We start from the raw sequence: 24026 nt of genomic DNA on the forward strand, positions 1-24026 counted from the left end.
CTCATTGATGAAATAGACAAAAACTCACGAAATTGCTTAATTTTTTTTAAAATCACTTACTGGACTAAAAGAAAATCTGTGAATCGGTGATGGCCCATATTTCTCGAGTCCGGCCAGATGCTCTTTTGTCCCATAGCCTACGTTTCGAGAAAACCCGTATCCTGGAAACTGTCGGTCGTAGTCTTCCATTAAGCGGTCGCGCGTTACCTTCGCTATAATGGAAGCCGCAGCGATCGAAATGCTTTTCGCATCTCCTTTGATGATTTTTTCTTGAGAAATCGAAGTGTCGATGTGCATAGCGTCTACAAGAATATGGTCAGGTGCGTATGTTAGATTTGCAATGGCTTCTTTCATTGACAACCGGGTAGCCTGATAAATATTCAGCTGGTCGATCACTTCGGCACTGACGACGGACACACTAACAGCTAGGGCTTTTTCAGTAATGACATCAAACCATTTCACTCTATCTTTAAGAGACAGCTGCTTGGAGTCATTGATTCCGATGAGCTCAATGTCTTCAGGAAGCATAACAGCAGCAGAGACCACCGGACCCGCCAGAGGTCCCCTTCCAACCTCATCTATTCCTGCAATTAGAGAGGCTCCCTGTTTCCGTGCTCTATGCTCGTACTGCTGCATTTCTTCAAACTTTTCCCTAAGATAAGCGGCTTTTGCCTGCTGCTTCTCCCAGCTTTTCAGAGCTGCTTTAACGCCAGCACGCTCGTCTGACCTCAGCTGATTTATATAAGTCGCTTCTACAGGCTGGTCACTGTTTAGTGTTTGCCTGATTTCTTTAATCGTCTGCTGTATCTTTGATGTCTGCTGGTCTTTCAAATGTAATCCTTCCTAACTGTCCATTTCTAATTTCATAGAGCACCATTTCTGCTGCCCGATCATAATCCTGTCTGAAGCCGCGCTTGTGGGAAATTTCCATAAGCAGTTCCGGCATTGGCTGTTCCTTTTCACTTTCTTCAGACAAGCCGTAGCGTGAGGCAATGGCCCCAGAATAATTTGCTGCCAGATAATCCATTGCGTAAAGTGCAATATCGTCCAGATGAAGCAAGGTATCCTTGATGGCACCCGTCACAGCCAGACGCTTACCTACTTCCTGATCTTCAAATTTAGGCCACAAAATACCTGGTGTATCCAGCAGCTCAAGCTCCTTACCATATTTAATCCACTGCTGAGCCTTGGTCACACCCGGCTTATTACCTGTTTTGGCAATGTTTTTACGTGCAAAGCGGTTAATCAGCGTTGATTTGCCTACATTGGGAATACCGACACAGACTGAGCGAATGGCTCTGGGCTTCATTCCTTTGCTTTCTCTTTTTTCAAAGAAAGGCCGCAGTACTTCTTTGGTCAGCTTCAACACCTCTTTTAGTCCTTCTCCCTGTTTAGCATTGATGGAGATTGCTGGTTGAGCGGAATCCTGATAGTAGTCCAGCCATTCCTTGGTGCGTTTGGGATCGGCCAGGTCACTTTTCATCAAAATCACTATATGCGGCTTGTCGCCAATCATCTGCTCAATATCAGGGTTCTTACTGGAATAAGGGATTCGGGCATCCACCAGTTCGTATACCACATCCACCAATTTCAGTTTTTCCTGAAACTGCCTTTTGGCTTTCGCCATGTGTCCCGGGTACCATTGTATCGTCACAAAATCATTCCTTTTTTTAAATCTGACATTCAATCAGTCGAGCGCTCCGATTCGGTTAATCGGCCAAATACGCAAACTTGTTTCACCGATAACTGACTCGCTTTCAACAAATCCAAAAGAACGGCTGTCTCTAGAGTTCGTTCGATTATCGCCGAGCACGAAATACATGCCCTCGGGAACAAAATCTACCCCTGCAAGAGAAGGAAGTGAAAAGTCACCATTGTAAAATTCCAACGTTTCATCACTTTCTTGCGAAAGGTCGATATAACTCTCGTCCACTGCTTCACCATCAATATAAAGAACCTGATCACGATAAGCAATGCTGTCTCCTGGCAAGCCAATCACCCGTTTAATATATTGCTTAGAGGGGTCTTCAGGCGCCGGAAAAACGACAATATCAAACCGATCAACCTCGGATATCTTATTTAGCAACAAGCGGTCCTGATGTTCAAGAGTGGGGCTCATAGAGTCCCCTTCAACACTTACCGGGGCAAAAAGAAATGTTCTAATTGCAACAAATATACCGGTTATGACAATAATATAAATAAAAGTACTCAGAAGCTCTTGAGCAAAGCCCCTCGTGCCTCTAGACTTTCTTTTGTTGTTCCCATGGCGTTTACTACGCGGTTCGTATGAAGAATCCTTCAATAGTACACCTGCTCTCCTCAAATTGTCTACAATCGTCACTATAAATATAAGATAAGGGAGAAAACAAGCTGCTGATTACAGGCTGTATCTTCTCCCTAATCCTAAGTGCTTAGTTGTTCAGCAAAAATTCTACTGCTTGCTCGTACTGCGTGTCATTGGCGTCAATCAATTCTCTCAAGGCATCAATCAGTTCTCGGGCAGTTGCATCCTGTACGATACCGTCTGTACTCAAGCCTCTGTCTGCCTGGAAAGATTCGACCGCTTCTCTGGTCTGTTCGTTAAATGCATTGCTAACTTCCCCGACATCATAGCCTAAAGCATCGAGAATCGCATTGATGTTTTCTACTTCTTCTGAAACGTCACCTTCCTGATAGGTTTCTTCCTGACTGATGATCAAGAAGCTCTGATACTCAGGCATTTCGACTTCGATGTCTGGCTGAATACCCTCTTCGTTGATCCAGTCCCCGTTTGGCGTTAACCAGCGGCCAGCGGTAAACTTGATTTCACCATTACTGGTCAGTGGCAGCACATTCTGAATGGTTCCTTTACCAAAAGTCGTCGTTCCAATAAGCGGGATATCAGAGGACTGGCTCATTGCACCTGCCAGTATTTCAGAAGCACTGGCGCTACCACCATCAATCAGCAGTACACTTGGACTGTCAAGTTTGAAGTTCCCAAGGTCGTCAGAGTTGGCTCTATAAATAAAGGGTTCTTCTCCTCTGCCTTGAGACTGCATGATGGGTTCTCCATCTTCAACAAATATATTTGATATTTCAATTGCTGAATTCAGCAGTCCACCGGGATTTCCGCGAACATCGAAGACAAACTGCTCAGCCCCCATCTCCTGAAGTTCCTCAATCGCATCCACCACTTCTTCATAAGTAGGTATGTTGAAGTTCGTGATATGCACGTAGCCAATCGACGGGTGGTCTTCATCTAGCTCAAAGCGAACAGATTCTACGGGTATCGAATCCCTGGTCAACGTGACTGTAAAGTCACTTTCTCCACGACGGATCAGCAGATCCACTTCAGTCCCTTGAGGTCCTCTTATCAATGCTACCGCTTCACTGATACTTAAATCAGCTACGGACTCGCCATCCACTTCTACAATATAATCATTGGGGAGGAGTCCCGCTTCTTCAGCCGGTGAACCGGCTATTGGAGAAACAATACGGACAAGGTCGCCTTCTTTCATGACTTCTGCTCCGATTCCCTCGAAAGATCCCTGTATATCTTCATCCATAGAGCTTGATTCTACTTCATCTAAAAACTCGGTATACGGATCGCCAATCGAGTCAGCCATTCCTTCAAGTGCCCCTTCTATCAGGACTCCAGACTCTATCTCTTCTAGGTACTGGGTCATAAGAATGTCGTACAACTCCTGCACAGGCTGAAAGCTGTCATTCAGCGTCGATTCTTCAGAACCCGGAGCGGTTGTGGTGGTTTCGGTGCTGTTTTGTTCCTCTGTGGCGCTGTCCTGCCCTACAAAATCAAGTGCCAGAGCTGTCCCTATGATTCCGATGACTAGAACGGTCAGCAAAGAGCCTATATACAATGACAAGCTAATTTTTTTGGTCTGCCTATTTTCATCTGGTTCCTGATACATGTCATTCCTCTTTTCTACATTGCCGGTTTGACTTTAGTTATCCATTCGTAAAGCAGCTTCCAAAGCAATGATCATCATATCATTGAAAGTGGTCTGCCTTTCTTCTGACGTGGTTTCTTCGCCCGTGAGCAAGTGATCGCTAATGGTCAATAGAGCCAGTGCTCTCTTGTTATGTTTGGCTGCCAATGAATACAGACCCGCAGCTTCCATTTCCACTGCCAGCACACCATAATCAGCCAATTTCTGCTTATCCAGCTCTTCGTTATAAAAGCGGTCTGCGCTCAAAACATTCCCGACACGAATACTCATTCCTTTTTCAATCCCGATATCATAAGCGTGTTTCAGCAAATCAAAGTCAGCAATTGGCGCAAAATCCACCTGGTTATTAAAAATATGACGATGCAAGCTTGAATCGGTCGTAGCTGCTTGTGCCAGGACAACGTCACGAATTTTTATTTCTTTTTTCATTCCACCGGCAGAACCTACCCGAATAAGATTTTCTACACCGTATTCCTGTATGAGCTCTTCTCCATAAATCATGACAGAAGGAATGCCCATTCCTGTACCCTGCACGGATATTTCCTGTCCTTTATAGGTACCTGTATAGCCAAATGCATTTCTGACGGTATTATACTGTCTGACATCCTCTAAAAAAGTCTCAGCAATATACTTGGCTCTAAGCGGATCTCCAGGCATTAGGACTGTTTTTGCAATTTCACCTTTTTTTGCTTCGATATGTGTACTCATAATTAATACTCCTCCATTATATATGTTTTTATTTGTTTTTTTCTGTATAGTCTTGGAACAACTGATCAAAAACCAACATCGACTCAACATAGTCTGCACTTAATTCCAGATAATCAGACAGTTCAGCATAATCAGATGACTGCTTCGGAAATGCTCCGTCGTCACTAACGGCATTAGCGAATAGCGTTGCGCTATCTTTTTTGTATGGATCTCTCAAAGTTTTGACATAGTGGTAGAAGGACCGCCTCATTCGCTGCCCACCCTGCTGTCAGCCCATGCTTTTCGCTGTTGTTTTTCTTCAGCATAGCGTCTGGGATTTTTCTTATAGAACTGCTGATGTTCTTCCTCTGCCGGATAAAAACGATTTGCCGGTTCGATTGTTGTGACAATTGATTCCGTATAGCGCCCGCTGTCTTCCAGTAAATGTTTTGACCTTACAGCTTTTTCTTTCTGCTCATTATCATAGTAGAATATCACCGGACGGTAACTCTCTCCCCGGTCCATGAATTGTCCCATCGCGTCCGTCGGATCAGTTTGTTGCCAATACAGCTCAAGCAAGTCTTCAAAACGCACTTTCGACTCATCGTACTCAATATAGACCGCTTCTGTATGACCTGTAGTTTGAGTTTTGACTTGCTCATAAGTCGGATTAGGTACGTGCCCGCCCGTATATCCAGAAATAACCTTCTGAATCCCGTCCATCTCTTCAAAGGGCTCTACCATACACCAGAAGCAGCCTCCAGCAAATAATGCTTTACTCATCTCTTTCCATCCTTTCTTAGAACGTGACTGAACTGTCTTGAAACTTTACCGGATTGCTTCGTCCGGTAGTACAATATCTATCGTAATGTCATCGGCCTCCAGATCAATCCGGTTCATCCTCAAACGGGCGCCATTTCCAAGCCGAAACTCGCTCAAAGCTACCAGAATGATTTGTTCTTCGCTGTTTATCCTGACCCAATCCGGTAGCTCCAGTTGCTGGCTGATAACATTCATTGCCAGTCCAGTCGGCAGTTCGAAGGCTCCCAACTGGATAGAGGTTGCTCTCAACTGCAGATTACCATCTTCCATTACAAAAGGATCCATATATAATGAGAAATCTACATCAAAATTGACTACTTGGATAGTGCCTGAAAGTTCGACGTTTTCATCGATAGTAAAGGTATAACCCGAAAAGTCGTCTCCCAGTTCTCTGGAAAGATATACATTTACAACCTGGTTCAGCTGCTGACGGTTTGATGTCAGTTCAAAAACCAGCTCATCACCCTCGGCTACCGCAGTTCCTTCAGTTCTGATGGACTGAGTCGACTGTTCAGTTGGCCTCAGCTGCCAGCCGATCCAGAAGACAATAGACCCGACGAGTACCAGTAAAATGAAAAAGGCCCATTTCCACCCAGACGTTTCTCTACTTCTGTTTCCACGCGTTTCTGACAATAGGAATCTCCTCTCTACTCGGCGTCTGTATATTAGTCACAGATATATCATGTTATGATCATTTTATCTATGTTATAATGAAATGCAAACAGACGCAGTCTTTCTAAGATAGTATACCAAATTTTCCTTAGGTCGTACAGAAACAGAGAGACAAAGGAGGTCCTAATGTCAAATTCAAACGAGCAGCAAATGTTCAATAAAAAATATCTGATACTGAATGAAGTCTTGAATGCTGTGACACACGGAGTCGGGGTGGTACTCAGCATTGTCGGTCTCATCTACCTCGTACAAAAGGGTCTGGAGTATGGCGGAGCCCTTGAAGTAGCTTCCTATGCAATTTATGGTGCCACGCTGATTCTGCTGTACCTTTCAAGCACGCTCTATCACAGCCTGACCTTTACTCGAGCTCGACAAGCTTTCAGAATCATTGATCACTGCAGCATTTTCCTCCTTATAGCAGGGACATACACACCCTACACACTGATCACGGTAGGAGGCGGATTTGGAACAGTCCTGACAACGCTTATCTGGCTCATAGCTGTTTTAGGTATAGTCTACAAGACAGTCTGGTTTAAAAAATTTCAAGGTCTGTCTGTCTGGCTTTACATTTCAATGGGATGGCTGGCCCTGTTCTTCCTTCATTCTCTCTATCAAGGGCTTGGAACAGCTGGATTTATCTGGCTGGTTGCCGGGGGTCTATCCTTTACGGTAGGGGCATTGTTCTACCGCCTCAAGCATATTAAATTTATGCATGTTGTCTGGCACCTATTCGTGCTTACTGGAACAATCTTTATGTTTTTTTCCATTTACCTTTACACGTGATTGTCGTATACTCCTAAAAAAAGCAGCAAGAAGTAGATGGGACAAAAGTCCCCGTCACTTCCTGCTGCTTTTTACTGTCCTGTTAGTGTTTCCTTTTGTATATTTCAAACGTATGCGCGTGAACATTATTGCTGTCGACAGTTCCCTCACGCTTTTCGACCAGCTCAAACTGAGTATAGTCGATTTCAGGCATAAATGTATCTCCTTCGAACGTATCGTGAATAACGGTACGATACAGCATATCCACTTCATCAATAAACGCTTCAAACAAAGATACCCCTCCAATAACGTGGAGCGGTTTGTCTGTTTTTTCTGCGGCTTCAAGCAGTTCCTCTTTAGAATGACAGATCACCACACCCGGCTGGTCAAAACTTTGATTTCTTGTCATCACGTAATTGACCCGGTTTTTAAGCGGTGGGTTTGGAATGCTATCCAAAGTTTTTCTTCCCATAGCGACATTGCCTGTCAGCGTAACTTTCTTGAAAAAAGCCATATCGGCAGGCAGATTCCAGGGAAGGTCTCCCTCTCTGCCAATCAGTCTATTCTGGTCTTCAGCCCATACAAAGGTTATCATGGTAAGGTTCCTCCAATTTGTTGTCATGCACAATTATTTAGTTGTCTGCTACAATTTCGCCTGTTTCAGACCGCTATAGGCGCCTTAATTGCTTTATGCGGATCATACCCTGTCACTTTTATGTCATCCATGTCAAAGTCAAATATGCTTTTCTCTTTATTTAATTCTAGCTGAGGAAATGTCCGAATATCTCTTGAAAGCTGCTCTTGAATTTGGTCCATATGATTCATATACAGATGTGCATCTCCAAGGGTATGAATGAATTCCCCAACCTCAAGTCCTGTTTCCTGTGCAATCAGATGAGTCAGCAAGGCATAGCTGGCAATGTTGAAGGGAACTCCTAAAAATACATCACCGCTTCTTTGGTAAAGCTGGCAGCTCAATTTACCTCCCTCAACATAAAACTGAAAGAGTGTATGACACGGTGGCAATGCCATAGTAGGCACTTCCTCTGGATTCCAAGCTGAGACGATATGCCTTCTGGAGTTAGGATTAGTTTTTATCGAGTGGATTACATCCTGAATCTGATCAATAAACCCTCCATCAGCTGTTTTCCAGGCCCTCCACTGTGCACCGTAAACATTACCAAGGGAGCCGTGCTTTTTTGAAAATTCAGCATCGTTTAATACCTGATTTCTGAATAACTGCATTTCCTTATTATAGATCTCTTTAAAGTCAGCATCCTGCTGCACTCGCAGGCCAAAATCGGTCATATCCGGGCCGGTGTAGTCCGAGCTCTGAACATAGCGCTCAAATGCCCACTCATCCCAAATGTGGTTATTGTTTTCTAGCAAGAACTTTATATTCGTATCTCCTTTTAAAAACCAAAGTAGTTCACTTTTAATCAGCTTAAAGAATACCCGTTTTGTAGTCAGCAGTGGAAACCCCTTTTGAAGGTCGAAACGCATCTGATGGCCAAAAACTGAAAGCGTTCCGGTTCCGGTACGGTCGTCTCTTCGTGTGCCTTCTTTGATAATTCGTTTTGCCAAGTCTAAATATTCCTGTTCCATTATTAAACACTCCTTATGCGTATTGTGCCAGATATTCCCATCTTGCATATTTCTCTTCCAGATGTTTGCTCAATTCTGTCTGTTCTTTAGTAAGTTCATTCAGCTTGACATGATCTGAACCCGCCCGGTCAATCTCTTCCTGAAATTCATTGATTTTTTCTTCCAGTTCTTCGATTTCCTGTTCAATCGTTTCCCACTCTTTTTTTTCGAGGTAAGTGAGCGACTGCTTTTCCTTGGTTTCTCTGGTTCTCTGATCCGCTTTCTTTTTCCTGACTTCCGTCTGCTCCGTCTTTGATTGGTCTGCAGTGCTCTCCAGGTAAGCAGATAATGAGAGATGACTTTCTTCAATCATTCCTTGCCCTTTGAATATTAGCAGCTTGTCAGCAATTTTGTCCAGGAAGTAGCGATCATGTGATACAGCAATCACTGCACCTGAAAACTGACTGATATACTCTTCCAAAATTGTCAGGGTCTCCACGTCAAGATCATTCGTCGGCTCGTCAAGGATCAGAACATTAGGTTGCTGCATCAATATTTTCAGCAAGTAAAGCCTTCTTTTTTCTCCTCCGGAAAGCTTGCTTACCGGCGAGCCGTGCATAGAGCGCTTGAACAAAAAGCGTTCCAGAAGTTGTGAAACACTGACAGAAGAACCGTCTGCCAGTTTGACCTCTTCAGCTATTTTTCTAAGATAAGTAATGATGCGCTTGTCTTCATCAAGGTTTTCATTTATTTGCTTGTAATAACCGATTCTGACCGTTTCCCCGATTGTCAGGATACCTGAGTCAAGTTCGCGTTCCTTTGATAAAAGTTCAAGAAATGTCGTTTTCCCTGCACCATTTACTCCCGTTATCCCAATGCGGTCTGACTGCTGAATAAGCAAATTGAATGTATCGAGGACTACAGTATCTCCCATACTCTTGCTGGCATTTTCAAGTTCTAGTACTTTTTTGCCTAGCCTGGAGCCCGAAAGGTTTAATTCCAGCTCAGAAGCGGCGGTCTGACTTTTTACCGATTTTTCAAGGTTTGTAAAGCGTGCTTTACGGGCTTCTTGCTTGGTTCCGCGCGCTTTAACCCCTGCTCGCATCCAGGCAAGTTCCTGCTTATACATCTGTTTTTGTTTGTGAGCAGCTTTCAGATCCGTTTCCTCGCGTTCTGCTTTCAACTCAAGATAAGTCTGGTAATTCCCAGGATAAGCATAAAGCTCTCCTTCGTCCAGCTCCAGAATCTCATTAGACACTCTGTCCAGGAAATAACGGTCATGGGTAACCATTAGCATAGATCCTCTATAGGCAGAAAGATAAGTTTCCAGCCACTTGATCATATCAAAGTCCAAATGGTTGGTCGGCTCATCTAAAATAAGTAGATCAGGTTCCTGGATCAGCACCTGGGCCAGAGCTGCTCTTTTTTTTTGACCACCTGAAAGCTCGCTGACTTTTTTTCTAGTATCTTCAAGTCCCAAGCGATTGAGAATCGATTTTGCCCGAATGCTGACATTCCAAGCATCCAGCTGATTCATCTGCTTCTCGGCATCTGAGAAATCTCGTTGCACCTTCTCGTCCATGGGCGAAGCCGTCAAGCGCGCCAGGACAGCTTCGTAATGCCGGGCCGCTTTGACCATTGGAGCATCCCCGTCAAATACTGCCTGTAAGACAGTCTGTTGTTCATCAAGCTCTGACTGCTGACTAAGATAACTGATATTGTAGTCTCCAGGCTTGCTGATTGTCCCCTGGTCCGGTTTTAAAAAGCCCGCTACAATTTTAAGTAGAGAAGATTTTCCAGTCCCGTTTACCCCAATTAGTCCAATCCGCTGATTTTCCTGAATCGAAAAAGACAGGTCATCAAACAAAACTTTAATTCCATAGGAATGTGTAAGCTGTTCTATTTTCCATTCTTTCATATTGCCGCTCCTCACTTTTTGCTTCATTAATTCTAGCACACTTAAGCATCTGATTCACTACTCTCTTGCAGGCTACCTTACCTTGAGATTGTGCATTTATTGACTAGGCCAAGATGTTGCTATATACTAGGCACTATAGACAGTTAAACACATGAATCCTAGGGGGAAAACGATGACTAAAGGTACTGTTAAATGGTTCAACAACCAGAAAGGCTACGGATTTATTCAGTATGGTGATGAAGAAGATGTCTTTGTTCACTTCACCGGTATTGAAATGGAAGGGTATAAAGCTCTTGATGAAGGCCAGACAGTAGAATTTGAAATAGTTGAAGGGGCGCGAGGTCCCCAGGCTACAAATGTAGTTGTCGTCGATGCCCAATAAGCACTGATACATAGAAAAGAGGTCAGTTAACCTGCGGGTTCTGATCTTTTTTCTTTAGCTGTAGACTCATAAATTTAAGGAGTTTGAATCATGCTGAAAATTTATTCGGATGCTGCTGTGTCCCAGCAGCAAAAATGTGCTGGAGCCGGCTTAGTCGTGTCTGGTGAACATCTACATGAGCAACTGAGTTTTCCGTTGCCCGGCATATTAGACAATCACTTGGCAGAGTTGCACGCTTTTCACTTGGCTTTGAGATGGGTCATAGACAATGAGCGGACCACTGAATGGGCAGTCTTTCATACCGACAGTCAGCTAGTCGCCCAATCTGTTGAAAAAGGACACATAAAAAAAGAAGCGTATACCTCAATTTTTGAACTGATCCTCTCTTCCCTATCTATGCTACAGCTATATGAAATCACCTGGATTCCGGAGAAAGATAACAAAGGTGCTGACAATCTTGCCAAGCAGGCCATTGCCAATCAGTTGAAAAAAAGACGGAAAAAGTAGCTTACCGTCTTTTATCAGCAGAAGTTTAATTTTAAAATACCGTCAGTCTGCCTAGCTAGGAATCCAGTGGGCAGACTGACGGTATCTTATTGGCTAATACAGACTGTTTTAGTCGTTCTCAGTTGTAGTACAAGTTATCGCTAGCATGAACGGGATCGTTTGTAATATCGATACCCAGCTCTTTCATTGTCTGCTCATTTTCGCTGTTTATAATAACGGTAGAATGTGCTTGTACATCAGTCAGATTCCCGATTTGCTTGTATGCCAGATCAGCAGTGGGGTTGGTGACCGCACTGATGGCCAAAGCAATAAGCAGCTCATTGGCTGACAAGGTCTGAACCTTGCTTTTCAGCTCGTTTTTTTTCAGATTCTGGATCGTTTCCAGGATATTTGGAGACAGAAGGTCAATTTCATCAGATATGCCTGCCAAATGTTTTAGGCTGTTGACCAGACCAGCAGCCGAGGCATCCATTAACTTTGTCTTTCTTCCTGTAACTACTTTCCCATCAGAAAGTTCTAAAGCCACAACGGATTGAGTGCTGAAATCATCTAGTCTTTTCTGAACTTTCGCTGCATAGTCACGGGCAACTTTTACTGGTTTACGATCTTCTTTTTTGAGGCCGACCTCTTCCAGTAGAAGTCTGATATGGCGGAGAGAGTCTTCATCTGCTGTTCCTTTTTTGTAGTCATTTTCAACTGCGAAAGCACGGCGTATGATCTCCTGACGGGCGGCTGCATTGACTATTTCTTCATCCGTTATGCCTGACTTGATACGGTTGACTCCCATGTCGGTAGGAGACTGATAAACGGATGCCCGCTGCGTTATACTTTCAATTATACGTTTGATGACAGGAAACATTTCCATATCCCGATTGTAGTTTACTGCCACTTCACCATATGCTTCAAAATGGTAGCTGTCCATCATATTTACGTCTTTCAAATCAACCGTAGCTGCCTCATAAGCGCTGTTGACGGGATGTTTTAGGGGCAAGTTCCAGACAGGAAATGTTTCAAACTTTGCATAGCTTGCCTGATGACCATTGGCAAATTCGTGGTACAGTTGATTTAGGCAGGTCGCCAGCTTTCCGCTACCTGCCCCAGGGGCTGTAACGACGACCAGTGGACGGGTGGTCTCGATATAGGTATTCGACTGAAAACCTTCTGTTCCCAGTATCGCATCAACATCGGTCGGATATCCCGGGATAGCATGGTGTTTATGAACCCTTATTCCACTTCTTTCCAGCTTGGACATGAAAATATCGACAGTAGGCTGGCCTTGGTAACGGGTGATTAAGACACTGTTGACCGGTATCCCATAAGCACGGTATTCATCTATCAGACGCAAAACGTCCTGGTCATAGGTGATGCCGTAATCGCCTCGAACTTTATTACGTTCGATATCACCTGCATAGACGCAGATGATAATTTCTGCCTGATCTTTCATATTTGCCAGCAGTTTCATTTTGGCATCTTCGTCGAAACCAGGAAGCACTCTTTTAGCATGCTTGTCCCCGATAAGCTTTCCACCAAACTCCAGATAAAGTTTCTCACTATTTTCTACCCGCTGGAGTATGTATGCGGATTGCTCTTCTAAGTATTTCTCTGTATCAAATCCGATTGTTCTCATATGACCCTCCTGAGTTATCCGTTAGTACAGAGAAATTATACCATTAATCAGTTGTTTCTTTATTTAAATTAAGTGGATTTTAATTATTGCATGATTCAGCCTTGGGCACCACCGGGTCTTTCATCCCTACCATTTTATTTTTCAGCACACTGTCTACGGCTGCGTAATTGACGAAAGGCTTCATCTGCTTTAATAGATTCAAACATGTTCTAGCCCCATGATCCATGCCTTTAGCCCCAGTGATTAGCAACAGATCGTTGGACGCAATCTGATCCAGACCAAATTTCAAAGCCTCGTCAAGCTCCTCAAAAAGCTCTACTTCTATGCCCGCTTTTTCCATTACCGATAAAAATGCATGCAGTTCTTCATCACTGACCTGATCTTTTTCTTTGACATGGGACTGGCTAGTTGTCAATGTAATCTTTCCAATACCCAGCTCATTAAACCAGTAAATCATAGCTTCTGCATTTTTACGATTTAATTCAGAACCGTTACTCCCTCTTATAGCATGGACCAAGTGCAGACGATTATAGGTCATGTATTTTAGCGTGCTCAGACTTGAATGAATATTATTTTCATTTAAAAGAAGATCGTCAATAATTGTGAATTCATCATCGTACAAAACATGAAAACGCCGTTCAACTCCCTTGAATGCTTCAATTCCTTCAATGACCGTATCTACAGGAATATCATTTAGCAGACCTGCCAGAATGGCGGTCGCTGCATTGGAAACAGAATGAAAGCCAGGTATACTCAACTGCACACGGAAAGCTGACGGTTCAATAAGATGATTGTCCAGCGTTTTAAGAGGACGACGAATATTGACTGTAAAGGCTGGCAGACCCGAGGACATGTCGATATCTGTCAGTTTGACTGCCACATTATCTTCTTTGATTCCATACGTAATTACATTGGATTCTGACTCCTCCACCAGTTTGTTCAGTAGTGGTTCATCGGCATTGAGGATGGCTATGCTGTCTTGAGATGCTTGGCGGATAAGGGAGGCTTTCGCATCGTAGTAGGCTTCAAAAGATCCATGCAACTGGATATGATCCTGGTTGATATTGGTAAAAGCGACAATGTCAAAAGCTGTTTCTGCTGTGCGGTCCAGCTCAAGGGCTGAAGATGAGACTTCCATCGATACATGGCTGACTCCCTGCTTTTCCATATCATGCAGATATTTTTGAAGATCCTTTGACTCGGGTGTAGTCAGGATACTTGGCCGGGACGTATCATTTATTTTGACCATTACTGTCCCAATCACACCTGTCTTTAGCTGATGCCGACTAAAAACAGAATCAGCCATATAAGTAATGCTGGTTTTACCGTTGGTACCCGTAATCCCAAATACACGCATCGCCTGTGAAGGATAATCATAGAAAGCGGCACTCAACTCTGCTAGTGACTTTCTGGAGTCAGAAACAAGAATTTGCGGAACATCGAGCCCTGCTATATATTTTTCGACAACTAGTGCTACTGCACCTTTTGATACTGCATCTTCAGCATAGTTGTGGCCATCTGTCTGATAACCTTTTATACAGACAAAAAGCGTATCCTTGTTGACTTCTTTAGAGTGGTAGGCGATGTTCAAGACTGTCATATCATCAACGGGACTGCTGATTGAAACAGTCTGGATGTGGCTAAGTAATTGAGACAAGTGCATAAATAAATTCCTCTCTGTTACCTTAACTTGATTATTTGATTTCTGCTCAGCTTTGGTTACATAGGCTGAGACTATAACAATATAAGTCTACTTTATAGTTGATGAGATGTCACCTCTTATGCTTAAATTCCCAAAATCTTCACTTTATTATTACTTTTACCTTTGTATCATCAGACTGAAAAGAACAGCAAGAAATGCTGTTCTCTGCTGCTCTTTATCTAACGGTTACCCAAACCAGATGGCAACCTCTTTTTCGACATTCTCCAGTGAATCTGATGCGTGGACAGCATTCTCAGTTTTATTGATCCCATACAAGTAACGAATCGTATTATCATCCGCTTGCTTGGGGTCTGTTGCTCCATTAATCTGACGGACACGGCGAACTGCATCGTTTCCTTGTAGTAAAACGGCCACAACCTGCCCACTGGTTATATAGTTTAAGAGTGTACCGTAAAACGGCTTATCTGAATGCACCGCGTAGTGCTCTTCAGCTATAGTTAGCGAGGGTAGCTGCATATTAAGCTTAATAACTTCAAGTCCATTACGCTCGTATTCATGCAGTATCTGACCAATCAGGCTGCGCCTGACTGCATCTGGTTTAATCAACACTAAAGTTTTTTCCATTTTTTCACTCCCTGTAAGAAAACACTCTTTCGTTTTAAGAGCGGTTTCCTTTTGATAAGTAAGTTTAATTTAACACAAACCTCTTCCGTGTGCATCTCTTCCTTATTATGGTCTTAACAAGTAATCCAGGCATCATAATGCGCTGTTATTCTGACTTTTTCCGTTTTTTGTAGTTGTTTCTAACCTTCAGAAATCGACAAGCGCATTTTTTGTTCCGAAGATTTAATTATATTAGTTGTACCCCCATCAGTAAATTACGTTCAAGCCAGCTATACATACAAGTTCCTTGCTCATCTTGACATTTTTGCCTCTTCAGCTATTTGCTTTCTCCTAGAACCGTTTTAATAGGACAGCAAGCCAGCAATCAGCTTAATTATTCTATTATTTTATTTAAAATGATCAGTGAATGATTTGGTTTTCAAAATAAATGTGATATGATTGAGAGTGTTCATCAAATTTTAACTTAATATTAAGGAGTGAATGTATGTTAACTAACCCTGTTGTTGTTGCTGTAGTTGTCATGGTCGGCTTGTCATTACTCAAGCTTAATGTGCTGCTGGCACTGATTCTCGGAGCCGTAACTGGAGGCCTTGTATCAGGTATGACTTTAGTCGATACCTTAGAGATACTGATTGGTGGAATGGGTGGAAACGCTGAAACTGCACTAAATTATATCCTGCTGGGGGCTCTGGCAGCTGCTATTCATCAGACCGGCGCGGCAAAGATAGTTACACAGAAGCTGTCAAAAAATCTGAAAGGTACCGGGCGCACGCTAATATTTATTATCGCATTTGTCAGTATATTTTCTCAAAATCTGATCCCTGTGCATATAGCCTTTATTCCTATCCTGATTCCTCCGCTGATTTCTGTTTTCAATAAATTGAAAATTGACAGAAGAGCGGTAGCAACAGCCTTAACTTTTGGACTGAAATCTGGATATATTTTTATCCCTGTCGGTTACGGTCTGATTTTTCATAACATCATTCGTGATGAAATGGGACTGAACGGAATGGATGTTTCTGATATTCCAATCTGGCAGATTTTATGGATTCCAAGTCTGGCTATGCTGGTAGGTCTGGTTATTGCTGTACTGATTACTTACCGTAAACCGCGTGAGTATGATGAAAATACCGGTACAAAATTCGGCTACAAGAGCCAGGATGAAACAGAAGTAACACTGAGCAGAAAGCATATCATTGCCCTAATTGGTGCTGTTTCAGCTCTAATTGTTCAACTGATTATGGGTTCTCTTGTATTCGGTGCCATAGTTGGCCTAGCTATTATGGTAGCTGGAGGAGCAATCAAATGGAGCAATCTTGATGCCATGGTCAAAGATGGTGTAGGCATGATGGGCTTTATCGCCTTTGTTATGCTGGTTGCGTCCGGCTTTGGAGACGTTATCCGTGAAACAGGTGGTGTGGATGCGCTAGTGGATTCACTGTCAGGAATCATTGGTGAAAATCAGTTCTTTGCCGCTACCGGAATGATTATTTTAGGTTTATTCATAACAATGGGTATTGGTACCTCTTTTGGAACAGTTCCTATTATCGCTACCATTTATGTGCCCCTTGCCTTCGAGCTTGGGTTCAGTCCTGCTGCAACTATACTCTTGATTGGTTCAGCTGCTGCCTTGGGTGATGCAGGATCTCCTGCCTCAGACAGCACACTCGGTCCGACTGCCGGCCTGAATATAGACGGTCAGCATGATCACATTTGGGATACGTGTGTCGCAACTTTTACCCACTTTGATATACCAATCATGATTTTCGGCATTATAGGCGCCGTCATACTCTAAGTAAATGATTAATTACAATAAAAAGTGCTGAACATAAGCCAGGGCTTATGTTCAGCACTTTTTTTGCATAATGATTCCAAGCTGCAATTATTTTCGCTTGCCCCAGTACTGGAAATTTTGAAGCGTATATCAGTTTGATTCAGTAAGTGTTCATATTAGAGACCTAGTCGTAATAATCCCACTATTATTATCAGTGTATTTAAGTGCTAATCATTCAAGATAGACGCATGAGGTAGACTCAGTATACTTTTCGTTAGTGGTAGACACAAGACTTTCAGAGGGTATTAATAAAAAAGAATGTATAGTAAGAATAGACTTAAAAAAAATTTCATTCAGAAAAATAATTTTGAGAAGGTCATTAAAACTAATAGAATTCTTTCCATTTTGTAGGTCGATTCAATATAGAAAATTTTACGTCATTATATAAAAAATGTTTATCGTAAATTTCAAGTTTAAATTAGCCACCTGTTATTTAAAACTTATAGTCGTTTAGAAGTCAGTGGGTTGATTGGTTGAAAGCAAGTGTTCATAGTCATTTTTTAAGCACTATCGTGCTTAGGCCACTTGGGACAAAGAGCGAAGAGCTTTAGCTCTTACAGATATACTTGAGATCGTACGACCAGAGGGAGTAGTGAAGCTAGACAACAACTACAATTTATACTTTCCTAATGAAACACAAAAAGACTGTTTTAACAGCCTTTTGTGCTTCATTATTTACGCTTTCCCCAATACTGGAAATAATCTGTCCGTAAATAACCGTTATAGAGCTTGCGTTTTTTTGTAGCTCTTTGTCCGTAGTGTTCTTCAAAATCAAGATCACTGGTAATGATGTATTTACTCCAGGTTGTAAGTGGCTTGAAGGCCTTCCCCATATCGCGGTAGATCTGATAGGCTTCTTCAGGATCCCCCAAACGCTCACCATATGGCGGGTTGGATACGATAATGCCGAACTCCTTGTCGGTCTGGAAATCAGCTACTTGCATTTGTTTGAATTCGATGCTGTGTGACAGACCGGCTTCCAGTGCATTGGCCTTGGCAATTTCGATCATGCGCCCGTCGATGTCGATTCCAAGTATATCCAGCTCTACATCGTAATCCGCTTGCTCCTCTGCTTCCTGTCTGACTTTCTGCCACATGTCCTCAGGCATCCAGTGCCAGTCTTCACATAAAAAGCTACGGTTGAAGCCAGGTGCAATGTTATGTCCAATCAGCGCCGCTTCTATCGGTATCGTACCCGAACCACAAGTCGGATCAACAAAAGGACGGTCCGGTCTCCAGGTTGTCAGCATGACCAGTGCAGCTGCCATGTTCTCTTTTAAAGGTGCCCCACCCTTGTCGATACGGTAGCCGCGTTTAAATAAGCTCGGACCCGTCGTGTCGATTGTCAGCAGGACCTTATCTTTTCTGATTGCAACTTCGATAGGGAACTTGGCCCCAGTTTCCGGAAGCATCCCCCGGCGGTGATAGACATCCTTTATTTTGTCTGCGATCGCCTTGTTTACGATGCGCTGTACATCGGGGACACTGTAAAGGGTCGATTTGATCGACTTTCCACTAACCGGAAATGCCGAATCCATCGCTAGATAAGCATCCCAAGGCAGGGCTTTAGTTTGTTCGTATAAGTCGTCAAAAGTCTTGGCGGTAAATTCACCCACAATAAGCTTCACCCGGTCCGCGGTACGCAGCCAAAGATTAGCTTTAGCGATATCTTCTTTACCCCCTTCAAAACGTGCCCGTCCATTTTCCACCTGAGCACTGTATCCTAGATTTTTCAGTTCCTGTCCTACAAGTGCTTCAATACCACTTGCAGCGGTTGCCAATAATTGATATGTCATATTTTCAGAACTCCTCTCAATTTCGCTTGTGTATATATGAGTTTTATTTGGTGCACGATACTCTTTACGTAAAGAAATCCTCTCTGAATCAGAGAGGATTTCAGCCACTATGTACACCACTGTAAGCCATGTTTTGTCTAGAACAGACGGTGAAGTCTGTTCAGAGATAACCATCTGTCTGCACGGGCACATCAGGCCCCGCCTCTTCTCTCTGTTCATTTTCCAGGAGAAAAGTGCCCCTACCATATGTTTGGGTTGCTCACTCGAGGGGTTTACCGCGTTCCACCAGACGCGTTTCCCCGTCTGCTTCGTCACTGTGGCACTTTCAAGGGTACTCGAGCATAGGTTTCCCCTTAGCTCTTTTTCCTGCCGTCATCTCATCTGCATGAGAGCCGCAGCTTATGATTTCGCTGCGCACGAACACTACAAGCATCTCAGCTTGTGTGAGCATGGACTTTCCTCACAGCCCAAAAGAGCTGCGCGGTTATCCATGGTGTACATTATTTCATTACTTATTCATCGTCCAGTTTTGACCCGAACACGTGTCGTTCAAGATTGGAAAGTCGTTTCAGGATATCGAAATTAGTGACATTCGATCCAGCCTGATTTTGACTCTGACTCTGGGTACTCATCTGCTTGGCTTGTTCGTCAAGCTTGTCCAGAAGACGGTTATTCTCCGCTTTCAGTTTATCCAGTTCGTTCTGGAAAGACTCATAATCCCGGATGACCACATCCAAAAACTCATCTACTTCGGTTTGATCATAGCCACGCACTTTTGTCTTAAAATCTTTTTCTAAAATTTCTTTCTGAGTCAGTTCCCTACTCATATCTGCACCTCGCCTATTTTCAGTTGATAGTAAATCTCGTACAGCTTGAAACGGTTTATTCGATTTCGCGTATGCATCTATACTACAAAAACATTATACCAAAACTTGTCCTAAAAGTGAAGATAAGCCTGTCTTTAAAATTCATCCTCCAGATCGGTAATGAACCACTGCAGTTCATCAAAGGATATCAAGTCAACGACATACGTACTGACATCCTGATAAGCCTTAGCCAAATCATAAAAAAACTTGACCTTGCCTTCGCGCTCCGTATCGTAAAATAACAGACAGCCATCTGTGTTTTTAATAATAAACTCCTGATTCCCTTTCAGCTGTCCTGGATTTTGGTACTCGCTACTGGATGTATAGTTTATATAGTCCGCCTTTTCGATCACAGCATTAAAAATAGCCTGATTTTTTTCATTCCAGTTGCTTTGAAACCCCGTAAATGGCAGTAATACAGCTAGCTTAATTTCTGGATAGCGTTTCTTTAAATCAAGAACAACTTGACTTGCCCACAACTCTGTCCCGATATTGCCGGAAATAATAACCCATTCCAGCCCTTCTTCAATATATTCGCTTAAACGCTTCTCAAAATACAGTTTAATATACTTTAGCTTAGGATCATCATCTGTAAAAACAGACACTTCGTATGATCTGTAGCCGCTCACATATAATTTTTTGATGAAACTTTCACCTCCAATATAGGTTTCAAAACTAATGTTTGGTAAAATCATAGTATCTTATCGTAAGGGTGTGAGTAAAGTGAGGATCCGTTACCCTAATGGTAAACCTTATCTCGTCAATAATGACAAAAATAAAGAAAGAAAGCAACCAAAGAAAGCCGGCTTCAGCAATCGAGGAATGACGTTGGAAGAAGATTTGAATCAGTCAAATGACTATTACAGGTCAAGACACATTGCAGTGATTCACAAAAAACCCATACCGATTCAGGTGGTCAATGTCGACTATCCTAGGCGCAGTGCAGCGAAGATCACCGAAGCTTACTACAAAAAAGCGTCCACAACGGATTACAATGGTGTTTACAAAGGGTACTACATCGACTTTGAAGCAAAAGAAACGAAAAACAAAACCTCCTTTCCATTAAAAAATTTCCATGAACATCAGATTCATCATATGGAAAGTTGCGCAACTCAGGGCGGAATCACTTTCGTCATTATTCGTTTCAGCACGACAAACCGAGTGTTTCTGCTCGATTTTCAAGCAGTGAACGACTGGTGGAAGCAGCAGTTCACTGAGAAAGGTAAAAAATCAATCCCTCTTTCTGTTTTCGAAAAAGAAGGGTACGAGCTTCAATACACTTTTTCTCCCCGTTTGCCTTACCTTGATATCGTAGACAAACTGATTCAGAATGTCAGACATTAAGAGTCTCTTAAGATAAAAGACCTCTATTGACTGTATTTTAGAAATAGTGTAAAGTTTTTCTGAAAACTCGACCCCATACTATCACTTCTGTTTAGATCTCATACAATAGAAGATAAGGAGAAAATCATGTCTCAAAAAGAACAGCAATCACGGAAAGACTACAAAAAAAACAAGAACAAAAAAACGGACAAGCCCCGTAAAAAAAGAGGGCTCGGCTTGTGGATTAAACGCCTTTTTTTAACCTTAGCAGCCCTAGTCACATTGGGAATTGTTTTTGGGGCGTCACTGTTTGTCTATTACGCTGCCAGTGCCCCAGACATTACCGAAGAAGACCTGGTCGGTACATTTTCATCAGAACTACTGGATAAAGATGGCGAAGTCTTTTACACAATTGGTGCGGAAACTCGTAACTTTGCCAGTCCTGAGGATATTCCAGACGTTATGGTCAATGCCGTCATTGCCATCGAAGACCAGCGCTTCGAGAGTCATTTCGGTATCGATCCGATCGGGATCGCCCGTGCGGCAGCCGGCTTTGTAACCAACCGCGGACAAATCGTTGGTGGTGGAAGTACAGTTACACAGCAACTGGTTAAACTATCGGTCTTCTCCACTGCCCGTGAAGATCAAACACTGGAAAGAAAAGCACAGGAAGCCTGGCTGGCAGTACAGCTTGAACGTCAGTTGTCTAAAGAGCAGATTATGACTATGTACTTGAACCGAATCAATCTGGGAGGAAATGTTTACGGTGTAGCGACAGCTTCTGAACACTATTTCGGAAAGCCCGCCAGTGAACTTGAAATTCATGAAGCCGCCCTCTTTGCAGGTATGGCTCAGGCGCCTAACCGCTTCAATCCGCATGTCAATCCAGATCTGGCTGAACGCCGTCGTAACGTGGTTATCAACGCCATGTACAGTGAAGGTATGATTTCGGAACAAGAACGGTCTCAAGCTGTCAATACTCCTGTAACTGAAGGTTTGGTTGAGCTAAGTCAGGATGAGCAAAACGACTTGGTATTCGACAGCTTTGTGACCCAGGTCAGAGACGAAATCAGAGAACAGACCGGGCTTGACCTTTCTACAGCCGGCTTGACGGTAGAAACTAATTTAGATATGGCTGCCCAACAGCGTGTCTTTGACGTTTTGAATTCAGGAGAATACGTAGACTTTATCAACGAAGATATTCAGGCAGCTGTTTCACTCGTCGAAGCTGATACAGGAAAAATTAGAGCACTCGGTGGCGGACGGAATCAGGACGGCTTGCGGGAGAGAAACCGTGCCACAGAACAGCAGACAACTGGATCCACGATTAAACCGCTGACCACTTATGGCCCGGCTATCGAGTTTTTGCAGTACTCCACTTATCATCAGATTGTGGACGAAGAATATACGGCTCCTGGTACCGACTGGACTCCTAGAAATTTTGACAGAGCATTCCGCGGGCAGATGAGCCTGAGAGATGCCCTCGTAGAATCCCGAAACATACCAGCTGTCCGTATCATGAACGAAGACTTGGACACTAACGACATTGATAACTTTTTAGGTGGACTGGGTATTGACTCTGCTGAGCTGAACAGTACCAGTAATACAATCCTGCCACAGAATGCGATTAATGGAGAGATGACTCCCCTTGAGATGGCTGGAGCCTATGCCGCCTTTGCCAATGGTGGTAACTTTACCGAACCTTATGCTGTCAGTCGGGTCATTACTCATGACGGACAGGAGATTGATCTGACTCCTGAAACAAACCAGGCTATGTCGGACTACACGGCTTATATGATTACCGATGTCCTCAAAGGCGTCCCTGAGAATAATAGCAGTACCCTGGGCATTCCAGGACTGACTCAAGCTGGTAAAACAGGAACAACTAACTTCAGCGCGGAAGATCATGAAGCGCATAATATTCCTTCTCACGGCGTACCAGATTCCTGGTATGTAGGATATACGCCGACCTATTCTCTTTCCGTCTGGACTGGATTTAACCGGACTGGAGACGGCTATCTAACTCTAAATGACGGTACACGCCTTTTACCTAGACATATTTACCGTGAAATCATGGCCTATGTGTCAGAAGGACTGGATAATTCAGGCTGGACCAGACCCTCATCAGTAAGAGAAGTTCAAGTGGAGAATGGCAGTGATCCAGCCAAACTTCCAGGACCAAATACTCCTTCCGGCAGCATTGTTAGCGAGCTGTTTGTCGCCGGAACCGAGCCGACCGAACAGTCAACTTCTTATGGCGAAGAACTGTCAGTTCCAAGTGGTCTGAGTGCAGATTATGACGATGAGGCTGATGAATTGACTATCACCTGGAATGCCTACACCTTGGAAAATGAAGATGAAGAGGTCACTTATAACCTGACCGTGGGAGGACAATCGACCAGCCTTTCTGGAACAGAAGCAACCATTTCAGAACCCCCTTCAGGTTCACTGACTATCACCCTTTCCGTTTCCGCTTTTGGCAATACGAGTCCAGAAGCGTCAATAACTCTAACGATCCCGGAACGCGACAGCGATGAACCGGAGGACGATGAAAATGAAGATGAAGATGAAACTGAAGAGGAAGCTGATAATGAACCGGAAGTAAATGAGGACGAAACGGAAGACGAACCCGAGGAAGAGCCAGCTGAGCAAGACCAAGAAACAAATAACGATCAGCCAGCGGAGTCACCAGATGACAGCAGCGACGATAATACAAATGAGCCCGAAGTTGACGAACCGGAACCCGAACCGGAACTGGATGAAGAATCAACTGATGACCAGAACGAGGAAGAGGAAGCTGAAGGCGGCGACTGATTCATGAGCTTTCCCTCTTCTTTTTACCTCTTTGGGATTATTTAAATAGATAAGCACGGTAAAAGCTCCAGTACTGCATGACACATTCGCAGTATTGGAGCTTTTTGTATATCGTGAAGACCTCAGTAAAGGCTTTTTACTGCCAGTTGTATCACGTATTCAGATGCATAAATGTGATCTATGGACTTCTCTTTGATT

23 protein-coding genes and 1 other RNA gene are annotated in these 24026 nt (G+C 43.4%); 6 read left to right on the forward strand and 18 right to left on the reverse strand.

The genetic code is table 11. From position 1 onward, the window contains the following. Positions 1-36: 36 nt before the first annotated feature. From ADIAL_RS10605 to ADIAL_RS10640, 8 genes are all read right to left on the reverse strand, one after another. Positions 37-807 carry a ribonuclease HII gene (locus tag ADIAL_RS10605; protein ID WP_034303498.1) on the reverse strand — a complete coding sequence of 257 codons (771 nt, stop codon included), beginning with the start codon at positions 805-807 and terminating at the stop codon, positions 37-39. Then, positions 791-1654 carry a ribosome biogenesis GTPase YlqF gene (gene ylqF, locus ADIAL_RS10610; protein WP_034303500.1) on the reverse strand — a complete coding sequence of 288 codons (864 nt, stop codon included), beginning with the start codon at positions 1652-1654 and terminating at the stop codon, positions 791-793. Before ylqF ends, ADIAL_RS10605 begins: the two co-directional genes overlap by 17 nt. A gap of 33 nt (positions 1655-1687) precedes the next feature. Beyond that, complete coding sequence (lepB, locus tag ADIAL_RS10615) at positions 1688-2341, reverse strand: signal peptidase I (RefSeq protein ID WP_231492172.1); 654 nt, start codon at positions 2339-2341, stop codon at positions 1688-1690. A gap of 70 nt (positions 2342-2411) precedes the next feature. After that, positions 2412-3908: a S41 family peptidase gene (locus tag ADIAL_RS10620; RefSeq protein WP_034303376.1), complete on the reverse strand. Its 1497-nt coding sequence runs from the start codon at positions 3906-3908 to the stop codon at positions 2412-2414. Between the two features lie 33 nt (positions 3909-3941). Continuing rightward, a complete protein-coding gene (gene deoD / locus ADIAL_RS10625; RefSeq protein WP_034303378.1) occupies positions 3942-4655 on the reverse strand; it encodes a purine-nucleoside phosphorylase in 714 nt (237 codons plus the stop codon). A gap of 28 nt (positions 4656-4683) precedes the next feature. After that, a complete protein-coding gene (locus tag ADIAL_RS10630) occupies positions 4684-4905 on the reverse strand; it encodes a YozE family protein (RefSeq protein WP_034303380.1) in 222 nt (73 codons plus the stop codon). After that, complete coding sequence (gene msrA / locus ADIAL_RS10635) at positions 4902-5417, reverse strand: peptide-methionine (S)-S-oxide reductase MsrA (RefSeq protein ID WP_034303382.1); 516 nt, start codon at positions 5415-5417, stop codon at positions 4902-4904. The genes ADIAL_RS10630 and msrA overlap by 4 nt, the downstream gene beginning before the upstream one ends. A gap of 45 nt (positions 5418-5462) precedes the next feature. Continuing rightward, positions 5463-6089 carry a YpmS family protein gene (locus tag ADIAL_RS10640; protein WP_034303384.1) on the reverse strand — a complete coding sequence of 209 codons (627 nt, stop codon included), beginning with the start codon at positions 6087-6089 and terminating at the stop codon, positions 5463-5465. Positions 6090-6254: 165 nt separating this feature from the next. On the opposite strand from ADIAL_RS10640, the gene trhA reads away from it, so the two are divergent. Continuing rightward, positions 6255-6911: a PAQR family membrane homeostasis protein TrhA gene (gene trhA, locus ADIAL_RS10645; RefSeq protein ID WP_034303386.1), complete on the forward strand. Its 657-nt coding sequence runs from the start codon at positions 6255-6257 to the stop codon at positions 6909-6911. A gap of 82 nt (positions 6912-6993) precedes the next feature. On the opposite strand, the gene ADIAL_RS10650 is transcribed toward trhA, so the two are convergent. From ADIAL_RS10650 to ADIAL_RS10660, 3 genes are all read right to left on the reverse strand, one after another. Next, on the reverse strand, positions 6994-7485 hold the full coding sequence (locus ADIAL_RS10650; RefSeq protein ID WP_034303388.1) for a dihydrofolate reductase: 492 nt from the start codon (positions 7483-7485) through the stop codon (positions 6994-6996). A 65-nt stretch (positions 7486-7550) separates the two neighbouring features. Then, positions 7551-8495 (reverse strand): thymidylate synthase, encoded by a 945-nt coding sequence (locus tag ADIAL_RS10655; RefSeq protein WP_034303391.1) that lies wholly within the window; start codon positions 8493-8495, stop codon positions 7551-7553. 13 nt (positions 8496-8508) lie between these two features. Further along, entirely contained in the window at positions 8509-10392 is a 1884-nt protein-coding gene (locus ADIAL_RS10660) for an ABC-F family ATP-binding cassette domain-containing protein (protein ID WP_034303393.1), read from the reverse strand. 172 nt (positions 10393-10564) lie between these two features. Between ADIAL_RS10660 and ADIAL_RS10665 the strand changes: the two genes are divergently transcribed. Next, positions 10565-10774 carry a cold-shock protein gene (locus ADIAL_RS10665; protein WP_034303395.1) on the forward strand — a complete coding sequence of 70 codons (210 nt, stop codon included), beginning with the start codon at positions 10565-10567 and terminating at the stop codon, positions 10772-10774. Positions 10775-10864: 90 nt separating this feature from the next. Beyond that, positions 10865-11281, forward strand: coding sequence for a ribonuclease HI family protein (locus tag ADIAL_RS10670; protein ID WP_034303397.1), 417 nt, complete (start codon positions 10865-10867; stop codon positions 11279-11281). A gap of 118 nt (positions 11282-11399) precedes the next feature. Here ADIAL_RS10670 and ADIAL_RS10675 read toward each other — a convergent pair whose 3' ends face one another. The 3 genes from ADIAL_RS10675 to ndk form a co-directional block, all read right to left on the reverse strand. After that, complete coding sequence (locus ADIAL_RS10675; RefSeq protein ID WP_034303399.1) at positions 11400-12908, reverse strand: DUF1846 domain-containing protein; 1509 nt, start codon at positions 12906-12908, stop codon at positions 11400-11402. A gap of 79 nt (positions 12909-12987) precedes the next feature. Next, the gene (locus tag ADIAL_RS10680; protein WP_034303401.1) at positions 12988-14571 is read right to left on the reverse strand and encodes a Mur ligase family protein; all 1584 of its coding nucleotides are present in this window, start codon (positions 14569-14571) and stop codon (positions 12988-12990) included. A 225-nt stretch (positions 14572-14796) separates the two neighbouring features. Continuing rightward, the gene (gene ndk, locus ADIAL_RS10685) at positions 14797-15195 is read right to left on the reverse strand and encodes a nucleoside-diphosphate kinase (protein ID WP_034303404.1); all 399 of its coding nucleotides are present in this window, start codon (positions 15193-15195) and stop codon (positions 14797-14799) included. A 484-nt stretch (positions 15196-15679) separates the two neighbouring features. On the opposite strand from ndk, the gene ADIAL_RS10690 reads away from it, so the two are divergent. After that, positions 15680-16990, forward strand: a complete 1311-nt coding sequence (locus tag ADIAL_RS10690) for a Na+/H+ antiporter family protein (RefSeq protein ID WP_034303407.1) — start codon at positions 15680-15682, stop codon at positions 16988-16990. Positions 16991-17700: 710 nt separating this feature from the next. Here ADIAL_RS10690 and ADIAL_RS10695 read toward each other — a convergent pair. From ADIAL_RS10695 to ADIAL_RS10705, 4 genes are all read right to left on the reverse strand, one after another. Beyond that, positions 17701-18825 (reverse strand): THUMP domain-containing class I SAM-dependent RNA methyltransferase, encoded by a 1125-nt coding sequence (locus ADIAL_RS10695; RefSeq protein WP_034303409.1) that lies wholly within the window; start codon positions 18823-18825, stop codon positions 17701-17703. 117 nt (positions 18826-18942) lie between these two features. After that, an RNA gene (rnpB, locus tag ADIAL_RS11280) (RNase P RNA component class B) lies at positions 18943-19321 on the reverse strand. A gap of 16 nt (positions 19322-19337) precedes the next feature. Further along, positions 19338-19652, reverse strand: coding sequence for a cell division regulator GpsB (gene gpsB, locus ADIAL_RS10700; RefSeq protein WP_034303411.1), 315 nt, complete (start codon positions 19650-19652; stop codon positions 19338-19340). 134 nt (positions 19653-19786) lie between these two features. Further along, positions 19787-20386: a DUF1273 domain-containing protein gene (locus tag ADIAL_RS10705; protein ID WP_051503865.1), complete on the reverse strand. Its 600-nt coding sequence runs from the start codon at positions 20384-20386 to the stop codon at positions 19787-19789. Between the two features lie 28 nt (positions 20387-20414). Between ADIAL_RS10705 and recU the strand changes: the two genes are divergently transcribed. Continuing rightward, positions 20415-21035, forward strand: a complete 621-nt coding sequence (recU, locus tag ADIAL_RS10710; RefSeq protein ID WP_034303504.1) for a Holliday junction resolvase RecU — start codon at positions 20415-20417, stop codon at positions 21033-21035. Between the two features lie 126 nt (positions 21036-21161). Continuing rightward, a complete protein-coding gene (locus ADIAL_RS10715) occupies positions 21162-23828 on the forward strand; it encodes a transglycosylase domain-containing protein (RefSeq protein ID WP_051503866.1) in 2667 nt (888 codons plus the stop codon). The last annotated feature ends 198 nt before the right edge of the window (positions 23829-24026 follow it).

The sequence above is a fragment of the Alkalibacterium sp. AK22 genome, assembly GCF_000585255.1.
Lineage (GTDB): Bacteria > Bacillota > Bacilli > Lactobacillales > Carnobacteriaceae_A > Alkalibacterium.